Raw genomic sequence first — 19,664 nt, 5'->3', positions numbered from 1 at the left:
CAGGAGACAGAATGATTAAGGCTACAAAACTGGGAAGCGCCATGGCGCTAGCCCTGGCCGCATGCGCAGGCTTGTCCACCGCTGCGCAGGCGCAGGCGCCGGCATCGGCGCCGCTGAAGGCGACCGTGATCCACTGGTGGACGTCGGGCGGCGAATCCCAGGCGGTCAAGCAGTTCGCGGATGCGTACAACAAGGCCGGCGGCCTGTGGATCGACAACGCCATCGCCGGCGCCGATCAGTCGCGCGCCACCACCATCAACCGCATCGTCGGCGGCAATGCGCCGACGGCCGCGCAGTTCAACACCTCCAAGCAGTTCCGCGATTTCGTCGAGCAGGGCTTGCTGAACAACGTCGACGACGTGGCTATCGCCGGCAAGTGGGACCAGATCATGCCGCCGTCGATCCTGGCCGCGATCAAGATCAACGGCCACTTCTATGCCGCGCCGGTGGACATCCATATGCCGGCCTGGTTCTTCTATTCGAAGGCCGCGTATAAAAAAGCCGGCATCACCAACGAGCCGCAGACCTGGGACGAATTCCTGGCGCAGCTGGCCAAGCTGAAGGCCGCAGGCCTGGTGCCGCTGGCCTTCGGCGGCCAGGTATGGCAGGAGAAGATCACCTTCGACGCCATCTTCGCCATGGTGGGCGGCGCCGACCTGTACCTGAAGGTGTACCGCGACCGCGACCAGAAAGCCGTGATGTCGCCGGCCTTCAAGCAGGTGCTGGTCGACTTCAAGAAACTCAAAGCCTTTGTGGATGCTGGCTCGCCGGGCCGCAACTGGAACGACGCGACGGCGATGGTCGTCAGCGGCAAGGCCGGCGTGCAGATCATGGGCGACTGGGCCAAGGGCGAGTTCTCGTCGGCCAAGCAGGTGGCGGGCAAGGACTTCGGCTGCTTCCCCGGTTTCGGTCCGAAAGCGCCGTACATCGTCGCCGGTGACGCCTTCGTGTTCCCCAAAACCACGGACGCCAACGCCATCAAGGCGCAGAAGCTGCTGGCGACGGTGGTCACTTCGCCGGCCGCGCAGGTAGCCTTCAACTCGCGCAAGGGGGCGATCCCGATCCGCGGCGATGTCGATGAATCGACGCTGGACATCTGCGCGAAGCAGGGCCTGGCCATCATCAAGGACAAGAGCCGCCAGTTGCCGAACGCCGAAATGCTGGCGACCCCGGACACCACCGGCGCCTTGCAGGACGTGCTGACCAGCTACTGGAACAAGAACCAGTCGCCGGACGACGCGCAAAAAGCCTTTGCCCGCGCGCTGAAGGACCAATAAGCCATGGCCAAGAAGCGTCAGAGCGTTTCCATCGCCGCCTACGTCGCCATGATCCCGATGGCATTGACGGTGCTGCTGGCCTACCTGGGCACGATGCTGTGGACGGCCCGCGTGTCGGTCAGCAGCTCACGCACCTTCCCGGCCAGCGACTTTGTCGGCGCCGCGCAGTACATCCGCCTGTTTAACAACGAGCGCTGGCTGCTGTCGCTGCAAAACGTCGCCGTCTACGGCGTGCTGTTCATCGCCGCCTGCCTGGTCATCGGCTTCCTGCTGGCGGTGTTCATCGACCAGAAGGTGATGGCCGAAGGCGCGCTGCGCACCATCTTCCTGTATCCGTATGCGATGTCGTTCGTGGCCACGGGCCTGATCTGGCAGTGGATCTTGAATCCGGAGCTGGGCATCCAGGAAGTGCTGCACAAGCTGGGCTTTGCCGACGCCAAGTTCGACTGGATCGTCGACCAGGACATGGCGATCTACACCATCGTCATCGCCACCGTGTGGCAGGCTTCTGGCCTGGTGATGGCGCTGATGCTGTCCGGCCTGCGCGGCGTGGACGAGGAATTGTGGAAGGCCGCCCGCATCGACGGCATCCCGCGCTGGCGCGTCTACGTCAGCATCGTGCTGCCGATGCTGGGAGCGTCCGTGTCCACCGCCTTCGTGCTGCTGTTCGTCATGGTCGTCAAAGTATTCGACTCGGTGGTGGCGATGACGCAGGGCGGCCCTGGCACTGCCAGCGAAGTGCCGGCCAAGTTCATCATGGATTACCTGTTCGGCCGCGCCAACATCGGCCTCGCGTCGGCCGCGTCGATCGTGCTGCTGTCCACGGTGCTGGCTATTGTCGCGCCGCTGTACTATGTGCGTAACCGCCGCGCGGCCAAGGGGGCATGATGGGACAGGTCGTCAAACTCGATAAGGCAGGAATGGAAAAAGCAGCAGGGCTGGCGCCAGGCGCCGCCGCCAACGACAGCACCGTCGCCAGCGTGGCTCCGCCGGCCATCAAGCCGCGCCGCAAGCTGGCGTGGACTCCGGCCCGCATCGGCGTCTATGGCTTCCTGATCGTGGCGGCGCTGTTCTTCCTGCTGCCGCTGTACGTGATGCTGGTGACGTCGGTCAAGCCGATGGAAGAGATCCGTCTCGGCACGCTGTTCGCGCTGCCGATGCATGCGACCTTGGAGCCGTGGCTGCAGGCGTGGCAGTCCGCCTGCACGGGACTGGAATGCAACGGCATACGCGGCGGTTTCTGGAACTCGGTGTCCATCGTGGTGCCGAGCACCATCCTGTCGATCGCCATCGGCGCGGTGAACGGCTATGCGCTGTCGTTCTGGCGGCCGCGCGGCGCGGGGCTGCTGTTCGCGATCCTGATGATGGGCGCCTTCATACCGGTGCAGGTGATGGTGTATCCGCTGGTGCGCGTGCTGGCTGCGGTGAATTTGTTCAGCTCCTTGCCCGGCATTGTGCTGATCCATACCATCTTCGGCATGCCGGTGATGACGCTGCTGTTCCGTAACTACTACGCGGCGTTGCCGATGGAGCTGTTCAAGGCCGCCCGTATCGACGGCGGCGGTTTCTGGCGCATCTTCCTGCAGCTGATGTTGCCGATGTCGACGCCGGTGATCGTGGTCGCTGTCATCATGCAGGTCACGGGCATCTGGAACGACTTCCTGCTTGGCCTGGTGTTCGCTGGTTCCGAGCATCTGCCGATGACGGTCCAGCTGAACAACATCATCAACACCACCACCGGCGAGCGCCTGTACAACGTCAACATGGCTGCGACCATCCTGACGTCGGTCGTGCCGCTGGCTCTCTATTTCATCTCCGGCCGCTGGTTTGTGCGCGGCATCGCCTCCGGCGCGGTTAAAGGTTAACTTAGGGTTAAACATGTCTAACGTAGCTATTCGTAATCTGCAAATCCAGTTGGGCGGCAACAAGGTCATCGAGTCCCTGAACCTTGACGTGAAGGCAGGGGAGTTCGTGGTGCTGCTGGGCCCATCGGGTTGCGGCAAATCGACGCTGCTGCATTCCATCGCGGGCCTGATCGACACCACCTCCGGCCAGATCGAAATCGGCGGCAAGGACATGACCTGGGCCGACCCGAAGGATCGCGGCATCGCGCTGGTGTTCCAGTCGTATGCGCTGTATCCGACCATGAACGTGGAGGCCAATATGTCCTTCGGCCTGCGCATCAACGGCACGCCGAAAGCGGAAATCGCCCGCCGCGTCGCGCGCGCTTCGGACATGCTGCAACTGGGGCCGCTGTTGAAGCGCAAGCCGGCCAACCTGTCCGGCGGCCAGCGTCAGCGCGTGGCGATCGGCCGCGCCATCGTGCGCGAGGCGGACGTGATGCTGTTCGACGAGCCGCTCTCCAACCTGGACGCCAAGCTGCGCACCGAACTGCGGCGCGAACTGAAGCAGCTACACAAGCAGCTCGGCGCCACCATGATCTACGTGACCCACGACCAGGTCGAGGCGATGACGCTGGCGCAGCGCATGGCGGTGATGAAGGGCGGCGTGGTGCAGCAGTTCGACACCCCGGCCAACATCTACAACGAGCCGGCCAATCTGTTCGTGGCGACCTTCCTCGGTTCGCCGGGCATGAACCTGTTCAAGGGCTGGCTGGAACAGCAGGGCGGGCGCACCTTGTTCCGCAACGACCACGTGTCCGTCGACGTGACGGATTATCCATTCAAGCAGCAGCCGGCCACACAGCACGCCCGGCACGAATGTGTACTGGGCGTGCGGCCTGAAGACATCGACGTCGGCAATTGCGACGGCGCTGAAAACGTGGTGTGCGCATCGGTCTCGCTGATCGAGGCGATGGGCGCGCACCGCGTGTTATGGCTGGACTTCCACGGCACCCAGGTCGCGGGCATCGTGCAGGACCAGCAGCATCTCGAAACCGAGAAGGACATCAGCTTCTCGATCCGCACCAAGCGCATTTCTCTTTTCGACGGGGCCAGCGAACAGCGGCTCTGACACCGTAGTAGCAGCTGTGTTGTAAGACCGGGCCGCCACGGCATGGCCCGCCGCATCGGTGCGCCTTGCGGTGGCACCGGTTCCACACGTGCATAAGCCGTCACACAGAACGGGGCACGCAAACTAAACTGATGGAAGAAGCGAGGACAGACAAAATGAAGAAAACGATTTTAGCCTTGAGTATTGCGCAGATCGCGCAGTTCGCATTCGCCGGCGGCGCCCTGGCGCAGCAGGCCGCGCCGGTGGCGCAAGCGGGCGGCGAAGTGGAAAAGATCATCGTCACCGCCACCCGGCGCGACACGCTGGTGCAGGACACGCCGCTGGCGATCACCGCCTATACGCAGGACACACTGGCCAACAACCAGGTCAAGGACCTGGCGACGATGACCGCCATGGTGCCTAGCCTGGTGGTGGAACCGCACAGCGACTCGGGCGGCGTGCATGTCTACATGCGCGGCGTCGGCTCGGCCAACCACACCGAATTGGGCGACCCGGCCGTGGCGTTCTATGTCGACGGCATCTACGTGCCGCGTCCCCAGGGCGCAACGGCGCTGATGTATGACCTGAACCACGTCGAAGTCGCGCGCGGCCCGCAAGGTACGCTGAACGGCCGTAACTCCACCGCCGGCGCGGTCAACCTGGTCTCCGGCGCGCCCAGCACCGCCAAGACTTTCGGCTCCGCCAGCATCACGCTGGGCGACTACCATCATATCCAGGCCCAGGCCATGATGAACATCCCGCTCAGCGATGACATCGCGCTGCGCATCGCCGCCATCAAGGACCAGCACGACGGTTACGTCGACTTCCTCAAAGGCTCGAACGTCCAGCCGGGCACCAAGAAATACGGCGCCGGCGACCAGCAGGGCGCGCGCGCCTCACTGCTGTGGAAGTTTACGCCCGACCTGAAGGCGACTTTCATCGGCGATTACTACAGCGACACCGGCGCCGGCAACATCTACCTGTCGGCCGAACCGAAGCCGGGCCAGGACCTGCGCTCGGCGCTGATCGACACGCCGGGCACGCTGGACCAGTCCATCATCACCGCAAAGGCCAAGGTTGAATGGCGTCCGATGGACGGCCTGGCGACGCAGTACCTGGGCGCGTGGAGCCGCTTGAAACGCACCAACGGCAGCGATGCCGACGCCGGTTTCTACCCCGGCTTCAAGGCCGAGAACCGCACCGAGTGGAGCCAGTTCGACAGCGTCTCCAACGAAATCCAGCTGCGTTCGGACTCGGAAGCGCCGCTGCAATGGGTGGGCGGCCTGTTCTTCTTCCGCGAGAAGAACAAGATCCGCTTCGATATCGACCGCAGCCAGATTTCGCAGGCCATGCTGGACCAGGATATCGCCAGCGGCAGCGTGATCTTCGTCCAGCCTACCGTGGGCCAGTATGCGTCGGCGATGTCCTTCATCCAGGGCGACCGCGAGCTGCATTCGAAAGCCGTGTTCGCGCAGGCCAGCTACGACATCGATCCGCTGTGGAAGGTCACCGGCGGCGCGCGCTACACCAAGGACCACAAGTTCGATATCGGCGGCCAGAACTGGGCCTGTCCGAACTGGCCGGACAACGCGCCGCGCGGCACCGTCAACCTGACCCCGAACCAGATCGCGCAACTGGTGACGCCGGGCGTCGGCACCATCAACACCCACAACATCGGCCCCGGCGGTGTGGTGAACCAGCAAACCTGCGGCAACACCTACGGCGACAACACCGCCGACCTGAAATACGGCCAGTCCACCTGGCTGGGCCGCGTCGAGTACAAGCCCACCAAGGACATCCTGACCTTTGCCTCGGTGACCACAGGCTTCCACTCGCCGGCCATCGGCGACGGCGGCGCCACCACCAAGCCGGAAAAGCTGACCAGCTACGAAGTCGGCTTCAAGTCGGACCTGTTCGACCGCAAGCTGTCGCTGAACCTGGACGCGTTCTGGATGAAGTACAAGGACAAGCTGGAATCGCAGGTGGTGAACAACACGCTGCAAAACTTCAACGCGGCCGGCGCCTCGGTCAAGGGCGTCGAAGCGGAATGGAGTTATCGTCCGACCAGCGCCGACCGCTTCAGCGGCAACGCCACCTGGCTGAAGGCGCGCTATGACGACTTCCTGTCCTGCGACGTGGATGCGGCGCGCGCCAACAACCAGGCCTGCGGCACCACCGCGCCGACCGTCAATGTCGGCGGCGCCGTGTTGAAGCACGCGCCGACGTTCGCGGCGACGCTGATGTACGAGCATGACTTCGACACCGGCAAGGGCCGCATCACGCCGCGCGCTTCGGCGCACTACGAGTCGGAATCGTTTGTCGGTTCGGGAGCGTTCAACACCGATGTGCCGGGCCATCCGGGCGTGAAGCAGCAGAAGGCCTACACCACGCTGGACCTGAGCGTGCGCTACGAACCGCTGAACAAGGCTTACACGGCGGAGCTGTTCGTCAACAACGCCACCGACAAGGCGGTGAAGTATGACGCCATCGAAGTCTGCACGCAGGTCGGCGCGCCATGCCAGCCGACGCAGCAGATCTGGGCGGCGTACTACAACAATCCGCGCACTTTCGGCGGCCGCGTGTCGATGAAGTTCTAAGAAGCAGGCCGGCAGCGATGCCGGCTTTTTTTAACCCGGAAACCTGGGGTCTGACCCCGTACGGGGTCAGACCCCTTTGCGGTGGGGGTTAAGCGCGCTGGGCGACCGAGCCGCGCATCGTCACTGTGACGGGGAAGTCGCGGACGATTTCGTGCTGGGTGCCGTAGCACAGGTTGAGCAGCCAGCGTACGGCGTTCTGCGTCAACTGCTGCATCGGGATATGCACCGACGTCAAACCCGGCGACGAATACTCGGCCGAGTAGTCATCGTCATAGCCGATCACGGACACCTCGTTCGGCACGCTGATGCCGGCGCGGTGGAAACAGGACAGGGCGCCGACCGCCATTTCATCGTTGGCGCAGAACAGGCCCGTGAACTTGCGGCCCTCGTTGATTAACTGCTGCGTGGCGCTGAAGCCACCCTCGCGCGAAAAGTCCGACTCGATCAGCCGCACCGCCGAACGCTCGATGCCATTGCGTTGCAGCTCGGCGAAGAAGCCATCCAGGCGCTCCTTGTTGTCCGACGTGGTGGCCGGGCCGGAGATCACCGCCAGTTCGCGATGGCCCGCTTGCAGCAAGGTCTGCGCCGCCAGTTCGCCGCCGTGATAATGATCGGGGCAGAACGACGCATCGGGCAGCTGCGGGCTGCGGCGGTTGAGGAAGGCCATCTTCGGATGCATTTTTTGCAGCGAGATCAGGTCCTCGTCGTACAGGTCATGACCCAGCACCACGATGCCGTCGCAATCGCGGCCGATCAGGAACTTGACCGCTTCCACCGCCTCGTCGCGCGGCGAGCTGTCGCCGCAGCCGGTGGCCACGACCACGTGCCGGCGCATGGCGCGCAGCTCGACGTCGGTCTGTTTGAGGATGGTGCCATAGTAGGCGCCGAAGAAGGAGGGCGTGAATATCCCGATCATGCCCAGCGACTGCGCCGACAGCGAGCGGCCGATGGACGAGGGGCGGAAATTGAGTTGTTCGATCGCGGCCTGGACCTTTTTCATCGCCTCGGCCGATACCGGACCGGCGCCGGAAATGGCGCGCGATGCTGTCGACATGCCTACACCGGCGAGCACTGCGACGTCTTTCAGCGTTGCCACGAATTCTCCTGAACTGGGTGATGGAAGCCGCGCCGATGCGGGCCACTGGGTTAGCCTCTATCCTATCATGATCTCCCTATGGCGAATGGGGTATAATGTTCGATTGCTCGTAATTTTCATGGCGTATAAAGCAACCTATCATGCAATCGCAACCACTCAATCGTCTCCCCAAGCCCGCAACCGGCGCACCTGCGCCTAAAGTCGGCTTCGTCTCGCTCGGCTGCCCTAAAGCGCTGGTCGACTCCGAACAGATCCTGACCCAGCTGCGTGCCGAAGGCTACGAGACGGCCAAGTCCTACGACGGCGCCGATCTGGTCATCGTCAACACCTGCGGCTTCATCGACGCCGCGGTGCAGGAATCGCTGGACGCCATCGGCGAAGCGCTGGCCGAAAACGGCCGCGTGATCGTGACCGGTTGCCTGGGCGCGAAAAAAGACGCCGCCGGCGACGACATCATCATGAAGGTGCACCCGAAGGTGCTGGCCGTGACCGGCCCGCACGCGCTGGCCGAAGTGATGGACTCGGTCCACCTGCACCTGCCCAAGCCGCACGAGCCTTTCCTCGACCTGATCCCGGCGCAGGGCATCAAGCTGACGCCTAAGCACTACGCCTACCTGAAGATCTCCGAAGGCTGCAACCACCGCTGCTCGTTCTGCATCATTCCTTCGATGCGCGGCGACCTGGTCTCGCGTCCGATCGGTGAGCTGATGCTGGAAGCGGAGAACCTGTTCAAGTCCGGCGTCAAGGAACTGCTGGTGATTTCGCAGGACACCTCGGCCTACGGCGTCGACGTCAAGTTCCGCACCGGCTTCTGGAACGGCCGTCCGATCAAGACCCACATGACGCAGCTGATGGAAGCGCTGGGCGAGCTGGCCAAGTCGTATGGCGCCTGGGTGCGCATGCACTACGTGTACCCATACCCGCACGTCGACCAGGTCATCCCGATGATGGGCGAGCATATCCTCCCGTACCTGGACATCCCGATGCAGCACGCGCATCCCGATGTGCTGAAGCGCATGAAGCGTCCGGCCAGCGGCGAGAAAAACCTGGACCGCATCCTGGCCTGGCGCGCGATGAATCCGAACCTGACCATCCGTTCGACCTTCATCGCCGGCTTCCCCGGCGAGACCGAGGCCGAATTCGAATACCTGCTGGACTTCCTGAGGGAAGCGCAGATCGACCGCCTGGGTTGCTTCGCTTACTCGCCGGTCGAAGGCGCCACCGCCAACGAACTGGCGAACCCGGTGCCGGAAGAGCTGCGCGAAGAGCGCCGCGGCCGCGTGATGCTGCTGCAGGAAGAAATCTCGAAAGCGCGCCTGAAGGCCAAGGTCGGCACCACCGTGCGCGTGCTGATCGATGAAGTCAACCGCAGCGGCGGCGTGGGCCGCTCCAGCGCCGACGCGCCGGAAATCGACGGCGTGGTGTACGTCAAGCCGCCGTATGAGCCGCACAAGAAGCTGGCCGTCGGCCAGTTCTTCGACGTCAAGATCACCACCTCCGACGCCCACGATCTGTGGGGCGAAGCGCAATAAGCGAATCGAACCTATAATGAAGGCGGACCAGCAATGGACCGCCTTTTTTTTTCGTCCGTCTATTTTCATCATGACCATCAAAAAATCCCCGCAGACCGCACTCGTACATACCGACTATCAGGCGCCGGAAGGCTTTGCCGCTTTCCCCGGCGCCATCCACCATGCCTCGACAGTACTGTTCAAGAACGTGGCGGCCATGCGCTCGGGCGACTGGAAAGAGAAGAACGCCTATACCTACGGCCTGCACGGCACGCCGACCACCTTCACGCTGGAGGCGCGCCTGGCCGAGATCGAGGACGGCAAGTACTGCCTGCTGGCGCCCAGCGGCCTGGCGGCCATCGCCATGGTCGATTTCGCGCTGCTCAAATCCGGCGACGACGTGCTGTTGCCCGACAACGTCTACAACCCCAATCGCGAGCTGGGACGCTGGCTGTCGGCCGACTACGGCATCACCGCGCGCTACTACGATCCGCTGATCGGCGAGGGCATCGCCGCGCTGATCCGGCCGAACACAAAGCTGATCTGGACCGAGGCGCCGGGTTCGGTGTCGATGGAAGTGCCCGACCTGCCGGCCATCTGCAAGGCGGCGCATGAGCGCGGCGTGGTGGTCGCGCTGGACAACACCTGGTCCGCCGGCCTGGCGCTGCGCGGCTTCGAGCTTGGCGTCGACATCATCATGCAGGCGCTGACCAAGTACCAGTCCGGCGGATCGGATGTGCTGATGGGCGCCGTCATCACGCGCGACGCGGCGCTGCACGAAAAGCTCAGCCTTTCGCACATGCGGCTCGGCATGGGCGTCGGCGCGGACGACGCCTACCTGGTCTCGCGCGGCCTGCCGACCATGCGTTTGCGCTTCGACGCGCACGACGCGGCGGCGCGCAAGCTGGCCGCGTGGTTGCAGGCGCGCCCGGAAATCACCAAGGTGCTGCATCCGGCCTTTACCGATTGCCCCGGCCACGAAATCTGGAAGCGCGACTTTAGCGGCGCCGGCGGCTTGTTCTCCGTGCTGTTCGACGAGCGCTATACCGAGGAGCAGACCGACCGCTTCGTCGACGCGCTCAAGTTCTTCAAGATCGGCTACAGCTGGGGTGGCGCCAACAGCCTGGTGATGCCTTACCGGATACAGCACATGCGCAAGGATTGGCGGGACAAGGGCATACTGGTGCGCTTCAACGTGGGCCTGGAGGACGTCAACGATTTGATCGCGGATATCGAGCGCGCGCTGGGAGAACTGGCATGAGCCGCTTCTGGAGCGATGTAGTCCACGGCCTGACGCCGTACACGCCGGGCGAGCAGGTGCAGATGCCCGGCCTCGTCAAACTCAACACCAACGAGAATCCCTACGGGCCTTCGCCCAAGGCGGTGGCGGCGATGCAGGCCGCCGTCGGCGACCAGTTGCGCAAGTACTCCGATCCGGGCAACGCCGTCGTGAAGGACGCGGTGGCGCGCCGCTTCGGCCTGGTGCGCGAGCAGGTCTTCATCGGCAACAGCTCGGATGAGGTGCTGGCACATACCTTCCACGCCTTGCTCAAGCACGAGCTGCCGCTGCTTTGCCCGGACATCAGCTACAGTTTTTATCCGACCTATTGCAGCTTGTATGGCATCACGGCGGTGCAGCTGCCGTTGAACCAGCGCTTCGAGATCGACGTTGAGGATTATCGCCAGCCGTGCGGCGCCATCATCATCGCCAATCCGAACGCGCCGACCGGCATCGCGCTGCCGCTGGAGCGGATCGAAGCGCTGGTGGCCGACCATCCCGAGCAGGTGGTGGTGGTCGACGAAGCCTATGTCGATTTCGGCGGACAAAGCGCGATCGCGCTGCTGGGCCGCTACGACAATCTGCTGGTGATCCAGACGTTGTCCAAATCGCGTTCGCTGGCCGGACTGCGGGTCGGTTATGCCGTCGGCCATCCCGACCTGATCGCGGGCCTGGAGCGCGTGAAGAACAGCTTCAACTGCTATCCCCTGGGGCAGGTGGCGCAGGCCGGCGCGGTGGCTGCGTTGGACGATCTGGCCCACATGGAGCAGACCTCGCAAGCGATCATCGCCACGCGCGCGTGGCTGACCGCGCAGATGCGGGCGCTGGGCTTCGAGGTGCTGCCGTCGGCGGCCAACTTCATCTTCGCCCGCCATCCCGGCTACGACGCGGTGCAGTTGGCGGCGGGCTTGCGCGAGCGGTCGATCCTGGTGCGCCACTTCAAGCAGGCGCGTATCGACCAGTTCCTGCGCATCTCCATCGGCACGGATGAAGAATGTGCGAAGCTGGTCGAGGCGCTGAAAGCGATACTTTAGCAAGTCCTTCTGATATACTGTATAAAAACACAGTATATCAGGGGCTGCGATGGAATTGACGGACAAGCTGGAAATCCTGGCGGATGCGGCCAAATATGACGCCTCCTGCGCCAGCAGCGGCGCGCCCAAGCGCAGTTCCATCGGCAAGGACGGATTCGGCGCCACCACCGGCATGGGCATCTGCCACAGCTATACGCCGGATGGGCGCTGCGTCTCGCTGCTGAAGGTCCTGCTGACCAACTACTGCCTGTACGACTGCCAGTACTGCGTCAATCGGCGCAGCTCCAACGTGCCGCGCGCCCGCTTTTCGGTGGCGGAGGTGGTCAAGCTGACCACCGATTTCTACCTCCGCAATTACATCGATGGCCTGTTCCTCAGCTCAGGCATCATCCGCTCGGCCGACTACACGATGGAGCAGCTGGTGCAGGTGGCGCGCGAACTGCGAGAGGTGCACCAGTTCCGCGGCTACATCCACCTGAAGACCATCCCGGACGCCGATCCGGCGCTGATCGCGGCGGCCGGCCGGTATGCCGACCGCCTCAGCGTCAACATCGAACTGCCGACCCAGGACAGCGTGCAGAAGCTGGCGCCGGAAAAGAGCGTCCAGACCATCAAGCTGGCGATGGGCGCGATACGCCGCAAGCTCGATGAAAAGGCCGGGGAGCCGAAGGCGCCGCGCTTCGCGCCGGCCGGGCAGAGCACGCAGATGATAGTCGGCGCCGACGCCAGCGACGACCAGCAGATCCTGTCCACAGCCGAAACGCTGTACGGCAGCTACAAGCTCAAACGCGTGTACTACTCGGCCTTCAGCCCGATTCCGCAAAGTCCGAAAAGCGTGCCGCTGGCGCCGCCGCCGATGCTGCGCGAGCACCGCCTGTACCAGGCCGACTTCCTGCTGCGCAGCTACGGCTTCCAGGTCGGCGAACTGCTGCCGGCCAGCGGCAACCTGGCGCTCGATATCGATCCCAAGCTGGCCTGGGCGCTGGCGCACCGCGAGCATTTTCCGATGGACCTGAACCGCGCCGAGCCGCACATGATCGCGCGCGTGCCCGGCATCGGCCTGCGCAACGCGCAGCGGCTGGCGGACCTGCGGCGGCTGCGGCAAATCCGCTATGCCGACCTGTCGCGGCTGCGTTGCAGCATGAAGAAGATCGCGCCGTTCATCATCACGGCCGACTACATGCCGGCGCGCGACACCACGCCGTCCGAGCATCTGCGGCGGGCGATGGCCGATGCGCCGCAACAGATGAACCTGTGGCCGGAACTGCAGGCCGCATGACCGCGCTTGCCGCGCCGGTGGTCCGGTCATTCGACGAGTGGCGGCAGGCGGCGCGCGGCCTAATCGCGCGCCGCGTCGCGCCGGAATACATAGAATGGTTGGCGGGCGACGGCGCGGGCGACTTGCTGTCGGACGCGTCGGCGGCCCCCGCATTGGCCCAGCCGGCGGGCTGCGCCGGCGACGGCGCGGAGCAGCCGGCAATTCGCCTGCCGCGCCAGCTGATGGCGTTGCTGGAGGCCGCGTCCTGCCACAATGCCGGCGACCGCTGGGCCTTTCTGTACAAGGTGGTGTGGCGCTGGCAGCGCGGCGAGCATGACGTCATGTCGCCAGCCGATGCCGACGGCGCCCGGCTGCATGGCATGGTCAAGGCGGTCCATCGGGAGGAGCACGATATGCACGCCTATCTGCGTTTCAGGGAGCGCAAGGAGGAGGACGGCGCGCCGCGCTTTGTCGCCTGGTTCGAGCCGACGCACCATGTGTTGCCGCAGGTCGCCGGCCATTTCGCGCGGCGCATGGGCAACGTCACGTGGATGATCGCCACGCCGCAGGCGGCCGTGCTGTGGGACGGCGCAGCGCTGCACGAAGCGCCGTCCCTGCTGCGCAGCGCTGCCGACATCGAGGACGCCGGCGAAGCCTTATGGCTGACCTACTACCGCAGCATCTTCAATCCGGCGCGCCTGAACGCGGATCTGCTGCGCAGCCATATTCCGTCGCGCTTCTGGAAGAACCTGCCGGAGGGCGCCGTCGTGCCGGCGATGATCAGCGCCGCCGCCAACGGCGAGCGGCGCACCGGCCAGGCGGTGGCCGTCGGCCGGCGCGGCGGCAGCGCCATCGCCGTCGACGCGGCGCATGCCCAGCCGCAGCGCGCGCATCCGTCCACGCTGGACCAGTGCCGCCGCTGCGAATTGTGGAAGAACGCGACCCAGGCCGTGCCGGGCGTCGGTCCGCTGCGCGCCCGCATCATGCTGGTGGGCGAACAGCCCGGCGACCAGGAAGATCTGGAGGGCTTGCCGTTCGTCGGCCCGGCCGGCGCGGTGCTGGAGCGGGCCATGGAGGAAGCGGGCATGAACCGCAGCAGCATTTACCTGACCAACGCCGTCAAGCATTTCAAGTGGGAGCTGCGCGGCAAGCGCCGCTTGCACAAGACGCCGGCGCAAAAGGAAATCAGCGCCTGCCATCTGTGGCTGGAGGAAGAGCTGGCGCGGGTGCGGCCGGAGGTGGTGGTGGCACTGGGCAGCACCGCGCTGAAGTCGGTGATGCAAGACGGCAGCGCCACGATGAAGTCGTTCATGGATGCGCCGTTCCGGCACGACGAGCGATGGGTGGTGACGGTGTACCACCCATCCTATGTGCTGCGGGCGCCGGACGAGACCAGCCGGCGCGAGGCATACCAGGTCATCGTCGATGGCTTGCGCCGGGCGCTGGCTTTGCTGGACAATTAAATCGCGGCGGCCTCGTTGCGGTTCAGGCGCATCAAGCCGCTGATCAGGCGATACGCCTTCCACAGCCATGCGCCCAGCCAGACCAGGTAGGCCAATGGAATGCCGATGATGGTGACGAACAACAGCGCGCCCACAGCCACGAACACCACGTACCACCAGAACGAACGGATCATCCAGCTGTGATGACTGTGGACGAAAGTGCCTTCGGTACTGGGACGCTGCAGATAGTTGATGGCCAGCGGGATCACCGAAAACAGTCCGAGCGAAAAGACGAAGCTGACCGCGTGGACGATATACAGCCACCAGGCGGTGCTCTTGGCGGAATCGAGGCGGCCGTCCAGTACCAGTTCTTGCGACATGATCGTTCCTTTCATTATGGGTTGATGCATTCAGTATAACGACGGCGTATTTTATACGGCGCACGGTGCCGTCGGACGCAGCGTCCGCCGTAAAAATTCCGTAACGTCGGCGAACAGCTCCGGCTGGACGGTGTCGCGGTCGAAGCCCGGCGGGTCCTGCGAAGGCTTGAAGTTCGGCCGCGTCATCTCCGGCGGGAACTTGCTCATGAAGGCGAAGTGGCCGGCGCCCGCTATCTCGCGCTGCTCGACCAGCGATGCATCGGCCACGCCGTCGATGATTTTCTGCGCATGTTCGGCTGGCGTAATGTCGTCCTTCTCGCCGGTGCGCATCAGTATCGGCGCGCGCACCGCTTGCAGCGAGCCGTCGACGAACCAGAAGGTGGCGGGATTGAGCAGCACCAGCGCCCGCACGCGCGCGTCGGCCTGCACTGGTACCGGCTGCGGCAGGCCATCCTTGCTTTCGCGCGGGCCGGACCAGGGCTGGCCGCCGGCCGCCGCCAGCGCCGTATAGCCGCCGATCGAATGGCCGATGACGGCGATGCCGTCGCCGGCGACATGGTGTCTGAGCACAGGGTCGGCCAGCGCCGCGTCGATGGCCAGCGTGATATGGCGCGGCCGGTTGGCCAGGTTGGCGGCGGTGCCGGCCAGGCTGTTGTCGTGGCGCGTGTTGCCGGTATGCGCGGGCAGCGCCACCACAAAGCCGGCCTGCACCAGATGCCTGGCCATCTGCCGGTAGGCCCACGGCGTGCCGGCATTGCCGTGCGAGATCAGCACCAGCGGATACGCGCCGGCGGCCGGCGGCGCATCCCTGGCGAGGTTCACGGTGTAGGGACCGAAGTGTTCGGCCGCTTCGACGCCGTCGGCGGGATAGAGCAGCGCCAGCGGCACCACCGCACCCTGTACCGCGTCATCGATGTCGACCAGGCGACAACCGCATACCTGAACCATAGTTTGCTCCTTACAGCGGTCGAACGGGAATGCAGATGTCCAGCGTCATCGCACAGCTCTTCGGGTCCATCGCCAGATCGGGCCTGAACATTTCGAAGCAAGGGCGGTCGTCGCACTGCAAGCCGCTGGAGGGCAGCCAGTTGCGCGTCAACCAGGTCCAGGCGTCGCTGATCTCCGCGGGCTGGCCTTCGAAGTGGGCGACGGCGTAACGGCCGCCGGGCAGGGTGGCGATGTCGGCCGAGCCGGTGGCGGTGAAGCTTTCCGGCACGGTGATGCAGGCATCGTAGCGGCACTTGTCGGGCGGCGTGATGCTCGGGTCGTCGTAGCTGACGCCGTAGCACAGTTGCTGGTCCAGGCCGTGCGACTGTATCCACGGCGACACCGTGGCGCGCCAGAAGGCGCCGATGCCGGGGCCGTAGGGGCCGAAGTGGCGATGATAGGCGACACGTGCGGCGGGCAAATCGATCACTTTAACGTCCATGTTGAAATCTCCTGATTCGTGGTTGGAGATGTCATCGTCGCCGATGCCGGTTTGCGGCGTCTGATCGTAGTTGCTCAACACCTGATCCAGATTGCTCTCGGCGCGGCGGTTGCCGCCCAGCGCTTGCGAGGCCAGCCGCTCCAGGGTGTCGCGCCGCCACTCGGTCGGCGTGCAGCCGAACCTGAGTTTAAAGGCGCGCGCAAATGCTTCGCCAGAACCGAAGCCGGTGGCCAGCGCCGTTGCCAGCACCGATTCGGGCGGCGTGCAGCTCAGGCGGAACGCGGCTTTTTCCAGCCGGCGGCGGCGCGCGTAGTCGCCCAGGGTTTCGCCCATCCACGACTGGAAGATGCGATGAAAGTGGAAGCGCGAGAAGTTGGCGATGTCGGCCAGCTGTGCCAGTTCCAACGGCTGGTCCAGATGGGCGTCGATGTAGTTCAGCACACGGTTCATGCGCCGCGCATACTCGGCGCGCGGGGACTGGTCGTTGGGAAGGCTCATTTGTATTAAAATCTATAAAATACAACAGTGTTGATTATATAAGGAGCGGGTGTGGCTGTGAAAACTTCAGTGCTGTTTGTCTGCATGGGGAATATCTGCCGTTCGCCGACGGCGGAGGGCGTGTTCCGTCGCCGCGTCGAGGCGGCCGGCCTGGCGGACCGCTTCCTCATCGATTCCGCCGGCACCCACGGCTACCATGTCGGCGAACCGCCCGATGCGCGGTCGATGGAGCATGCCGCCAACCGCGGCTACGATTTGTCGGCGCAGCGCGCGCGCAAGGTGGCGGCCAACGACTTCGAAACCTTCGATCATGTGCTGGCGATGGACCACGACAATCTGCGCCTGCTGGAGGCGGCGTGTCCACCGCAGCACCGGCATAAACTGGGCTTGTTCATGGCGCACGCGCGCCACACCGCATCGGATGTGGTGCCCGACCCCTACTATGGCGGCGGCCGCGGCTTCGACATGGTGCTGGACTATATCGAAGACGCATCCGATGGCCTGATCGCCGCACTGACGGTGAAATAAAGCGATTGCGAAAAAGATAAGTTGGTGGCAGCATACGGCGGTTGATCGCCAATCGAGAGCGATCCGCATCGGGAGAAAAATATGTCGCAACATCGCAAGTGGATGCTGTCCATGGGCTTGGCCACGGCCATGCTGGTGGGTGGCGCTGTGCAGGCGCAGGATCAGAAACGTCTTGAAACGCTGGTCGACAAGGCCGTCGCCCGCGATCATTTTTCCGGCGCGGTGCTGGTGGCCAAAGGCGACCAGGTCTTGCTGGACAAGGGCTACGGCTCCGCCAACCTGGAATGGAATATCCCCAATTCGCCGAGCACCAAGTTCCGCCTCGGCTCCGTGACCAAGCAATTCACGGCCGCCAGCGTGCTGCTGTTGCAGGAGCGCGGCAAGCTCGCCGTTTCCGATCCGGTCAGCAAATACCTCGGCGGCCTGCCTGCCGCGTGGAGCAAGGTCACGATCTTCCAGTTGCTGAACCATACCTCCGGCATCGCCAACTTCACCTCGACTAAGGAATACCAGGCGATCGAGCCGTTCACCAAGAAGCCGGAGGAATCGGTGGCGCTGGTGCGCGACAAGCCGCTGGAGTTTGAATCGGGCTCCCGCTTCAGCTACAGCAATACCGGCTATGTGCTGCTGGGCGCATTGATCGAGAAGGTCAGCGGCCAGACCTACGACGCCTTCGTGCGCCAGAATATCTTCGAACCGCTGGGGATGAAGGACAGCGGCTACGACTGGAACGCCAACGTGCTGCCGAACCGCGCCGCCGGTTATGCGCGCGGCAAGAACGGCATGACCAACGCCGGTTTTATCAACATGAGCATCCCGCACGCCGCCGGCGCGTTGTACTCCACCACCGGCGACCTGCTGCGCTGGCAGCGCGGCCTGTACGAGGGCAAGCTGCTGTCGCCGGCGTCGCTGGAGGCGATGACCACCCCTTACCACTCGGGCTACGGTTTCGGCCTGGGCATACAGCAGAAGGACGGCGGCAAGGAAGTGGGCCACGGCGGCGGCATCGAAGGCTTCGCCACCGAGGTGCATTACCGCATGGCCGACAAGATCAGCGTGATCGTGCTCAGTAACGTCGAGGGCAGCGAGCTGGAATCGCTGACCGCCGGCCTGACCGCCACCGCGCGCGGCGTCACCTATGTGATGCCGACGGAGCGCAAGGATATCGCCTTGTCGGCCGAGCAGATGGCCGCCATCGCCGGCACTTACACGATGCCGGACGGCCGCCGCCTGTGGCTGCGCACCAGCAACGGCGGCATGACGACCCAGCTGCAAGGCCAGGCGTCGCTGCCGATTTATGCCGAGTCGGCCGACAAGCTATTCCTGCGCAAGGTCGACGCGCAGCTCGAGCTGCATCGCGACGCGGCCGGCAAGGTGGAGGCGGTAACGCTGCTGCAAGGCGGCCGCAATATGCGCATGCCGCGCGTGGACGAAGCGCCGCCGGCCGATGACAGCCCGGCTGCGGGTCAATAAGGGGGACACATGAACATCAAATCTGTTTTGCTGGCGACGATCGTGCTGGCGGCGGCGCAGCTGCACGCGCAGGAAACCGCGCCGCAGCAGCTGCTCAAACTGGTGCAAAGCTATACCGAGGCGCAGCGCGATTTCGAACCGTCGAAGATCGACGCCATCGTCACCCGCGACTTCTACGAGGTGTCGCCGCTCGGCGAGGTGGACCCGCGCGAGAAGGTGCTGGGCTTCTACCTGCCTGCCAACAAGCGCGAGGCGCCGACGATGGAGGTGTCCGAGCCGGCGATCCAAATGTTCGGCAACACTGGCACGGTGGTCGTCAAGCTGTCCGGCACCGTGACCGTGAATGCGGAGAAGCGAAACTTCGCGCTGCGCGCCGGCTATGTCGCGGTGAACGAGGGCGGCAAGTGGAAGCTGGCGTCGGCGCAGTACACCGGCATCCGTCCCACCAAACCTTAGTGTTGAGGCCATGAGCGCACATATCGTCAAACTGGAAGAGGCGCCCGATGGCGGCGACATGCAGGAGCTGGTCAAAGGCCTGACCGCCTACAACGCCGCGCAGGCCAACGGCGAAACGCCGAACTACCTGGTCGCCACCGTCAAGGACGACGGCGGCAAGCTGGTTGGCGGCCTGCTGGGCGCCACCTACCTTGGATGGCTGCAGATCCAGGTGGTGTGGCTGGACGACAGTGTGCGCGGCCTGGGCTACGGCAGCGAGTTGATGGCGATCGCGGAGCGCGAGGGCTTGCGGCGCGGCGTACAGAAGGCCTTCGTCGAGACGCTCAGCTTCCAGGCCTTGCCGTTCTACGAAAAGCTGGGCTACACCGTGTTCAGCCGCCTGGCCGATTTTCCTCCTGGCGGGGCGCGCTATGCGCTGACCAAGAAACTGGCAGCCTGACCAACGCGGCAGGCC

General features: G+C 64.5%; 18 protein-coding genes. 14 read left to right on the top strand and 4 right to left on the bottom strand.

Annotated features, from left to right (window positions below; translation table 11 throughout):
- The first annotated feature begins 11 nt into the window (after window positions 1-11).
- From RUGAMON1_RS14040 to RUGAMON1_RS14020, 5 genes are all read left to right on the top strand, one after another.
- Window positions 12-1,277, top strand: coding sequence for an ABC transporter substrate-binding protein (locus tag RUGAMON1_RS14040; protein WP_445231091.1), 1,266 nt, complete (start codon window positions 12-14; stop codon window positions 1,275-1,277).
- 3 nt (window positions 1,278-1,280) lie between these two features.
- A complete protein-coding gene (locus RUGAMON1_RS14035; protein WP_445231090.1) occupies window positions 1,281-2,165 on the top strand; it encodes a carbohydrate ABC transporter permease in 885 nt (294 codons plus the stop codon).
- A gap of 32 nt (window positions 2,166-2,197) precedes the next feature.
- The gene (locus RUGAMON1_RS14030) at window positions 2,198-3,142 is read left to right on the top strand and encodes a carbohydrate ABC transporter permease (RefSeq protein WP_445231089.1); all 945 of its coding nucleotides are present in this window, start codon (window positions 2,198-2,200) and stop codon (window positions 3,140-3,142) included.
- Between the two features lie 13 nt (window positions 3,143-3,155).
- Entirely contained in the window at window positions 3,156-4,250 is a 1,095-nt protein-coding gene (locus RUGAMON1_RS14025; protein ID WP_445231088.1) for an ABC transporter ATP-binding protein, read from the top strand.
- Window positions 4,251-4,405: 155 nt separating this feature from the next.
- Complete coding sequence (locus tag RUGAMON1_RS14020) at window positions 4,406-6,826, top strand: TonB-dependent receptor (RefSeq protein WP_445231087.1); 2,421 nt, start codon at window positions 4,406-4,408, stop codon at window positions 6,824-6,826.
- Between the two features lie 88 nt (window positions 6,827-6,914).
- On the opposite strand, the gene RUGAMON1_RS14015 is transcribed toward RUGAMON1_RS14020, so the two are convergent.
- Complete coding sequence (locus RUGAMON1_RS14015; protein WP_445231086.1) at window positions 6,915-7,922, bottom strand: LacI family DNA-binding transcriptional regulator; 1,008 nt, start codon at window positions 7,920-7,922, stop codon at window positions 6,915-6,917.
- A 140-nt stretch (window positions 7,923-8,062) separates the two neighbouring features.
- On the opposite strand from RUGAMON1_RS14015, the gene rimO reads away from it, so the two are divergent.
- From rimO to RUGAMON1_RS13990, 5 genes are all read left to right on the top strand, one after another.
- Window positions 8,063-9,454 (top strand): 30S ribosomal protein S12 methylthiotransferase RimO, encoded by a 1,392-nt coding sequence (gene rimO, locus RUGAMON1_RS14010; protein WP_445231085.1) that lies wholly within the window; start codon window positions 8,063-8,065, stop codon window positions 9,452-9,454.
- A gap of 70 nt (window positions 9,455-9,524) precedes the next feature.
- Complete coding sequence (locus RUGAMON1_RS14005; protein ID WP_445231084.1) at window positions 9,525-10,694, top strand: cystathionine beta-lyase; 1,170 nt, start codon at window positions 9,525-9,527, stop codon at window positions 10,692-10,694.
- On the top strand, window positions 10,691-11,746 hold the full coding sequence (hisC, locus tag RUGAMON1_RS14000; RefSeq protein ID WP_445231083.1) for a histidinol-phosphate transaminase: 1,056 nt from the start codon (window positions 10,691-10,693) through the stop codon (window positions 11,744-11,746). The genes RUGAMON1_RS14005 and hisC overlap by 4 nt, the downstream gene beginning before the upstream one ends.
- Window positions 11,747-11,795: 49 nt before the next feature.
- A complete protein-coding gene (locus RUGAMON1_RS13995) occupies window positions 11,796-13,025 on the top strand; it encodes a putative DNA modification/repair radical SAM protein (RefSeq protein WP_445231082.1) in 1,230 nt (409 codons plus the stop codon).
- Window positions 13,022-14,467, top strand: a complete 1,446-nt coding sequence (locus RUGAMON1_RS13990) for a UdgX family uracil-DNA binding protein (RefSeq protein ID WP_445231081.1) — start codon at window positions 13,022-13,024, stop codon at window positions 14,465-14,467. Before RUGAMON1_RS13995 ends, RUGAMON1_RS13990 begins: the two co-directional genes overlap by 4 nt.
- Here the strand turns inward: RUGAMON1_RS13990 and RUGAMON1_RS13985 are convergent.
- Genes RUGAMON1_RS13985 through RUGAMON1_RS13975 form a run of 3 tightly spaced genes read right to left on the bottom strand, consistent with a single transcriptional unit; the run spans window position 14,464 to window position 16,753 of the window.
- Window positions 14,464-14,826, bottom strand: coding sequence for a DUF4870 family protein (locus RUGAMON1_RS13985; protein ID WP_445231080.1), 363 nt, complete (start codon window positions 14,824-14,826; stop codon window positions 14,464-14,466). The two genes, RUGAMON1_RS13990 and RUGAMON1_RS13985, sit on opposite strands and share 4 nt — an antisense overlap.
- A gap of 51 nt (window positions 14,827-14,877) precedes the next feature.
- Window positions 14,878-15,774 carry an alpha/beta hydrolase family protein gene (locus RUGAMON1_RS13980; RefSeq protein WP_445231079.1) on the bottom strand — a complete coding sequence of 299 codons (897 nt, stop codon included), beginning with the start codon at window positions 15,772-15,774 and terminating at the stop codon, window positions 14,878-14,880.
- Between the two features lie 10 nt (window positions 15,775-15,784).
- Window positions 15,785-16,753, bottom strand: a complete 969-nt coding sequence (locus RUGAMON1_RS13975; protein ID WP_445231078.1) for an AraC family transcriptional regulator — start codon at window positions 16,751-16,753, stop codon at window positions 15,785-15,787.
- A 51-nt stretch (window positions 16,754-16,804) separates the two neighbouring features.
- Here RUGAMON1_RS13975 and RUGAMON1_RS13970 point away from each other — a divergent pair, with 51 nt between their 5' ends.
- The 4 genes from RUGAMON1_RS13970 (at window position 16,805) to RUGAMON1_RS13955 (ending at window position 19,649) form a co-directional block, all read left to right on the top strand.
- A complete protein-coding gene (locus RUGAMON1_RS13970; protein ID WP_445231077.1) occupies window positions 16,805-17,281 on the top strand; it encodes a low molecular weight protein-tyrosine-phosphatase in 477 nt (158 codons plus the stop codon).
- 81 nt (window positions 17,282-17,362) lie between these two features.
- Window positions 17,363-18,754, top strand: a complete 1,392-nt coding sequence (locus RUGAMON1_RS13965; RefSeq protein WP_445231076.1) for a serine hydrolase — start codon at window positions 17,363-17,365, stop codon at window positions 18,752-18,754.
- Window positions 18,755-18,763: 9 nt separating this feature from the next.
- Window positions 18,764-19,210: a nuclear transport factor 2 family protein gene (locus RUGAMON1_RS13960; RefSeq protein ID WP_445231075.1), complete on the top strand. Its 447-nt coding sequence runs from the start codon at window positions 18,764-18,766 to the stop codon at window positions 19,208-19,210.
- Window positions 19,211-19,220: 10 nt separating this feature from the next.
- The gene (locus RUGAMON1_RS13955; RefSeq protein WP_445231074.1) at window positions 19,221-19,649 is read left to right on the top strand and encodes a GNAT family N-acetyltransferase; all 429 of its coding nucleotides are present in this window, start codon (window positions 19,221-19,223) and stop codon (window positions 19,647-19,649) included.
- The last annotated feature ends 15 nt before the right edge of the window (window positions 19,650-19,664 follow it).

This window comes from Duganella rhizosphaerae (assembly GCF_040364205.1).
In the GTDB taxonomy this organism is placed as follows: Bacteria; Pseudomonadota; Gammaproteobacteria; order Burkholderiales; family Burkholderiaceae_D; genus Rugamonas; species Rugamonas rhizosphaerae.
The sequence above is the reverse complement of the archived record's forward strand: the minus strand, read 5'-3'. Positions and strand labels throughout refer to the sequence as shown.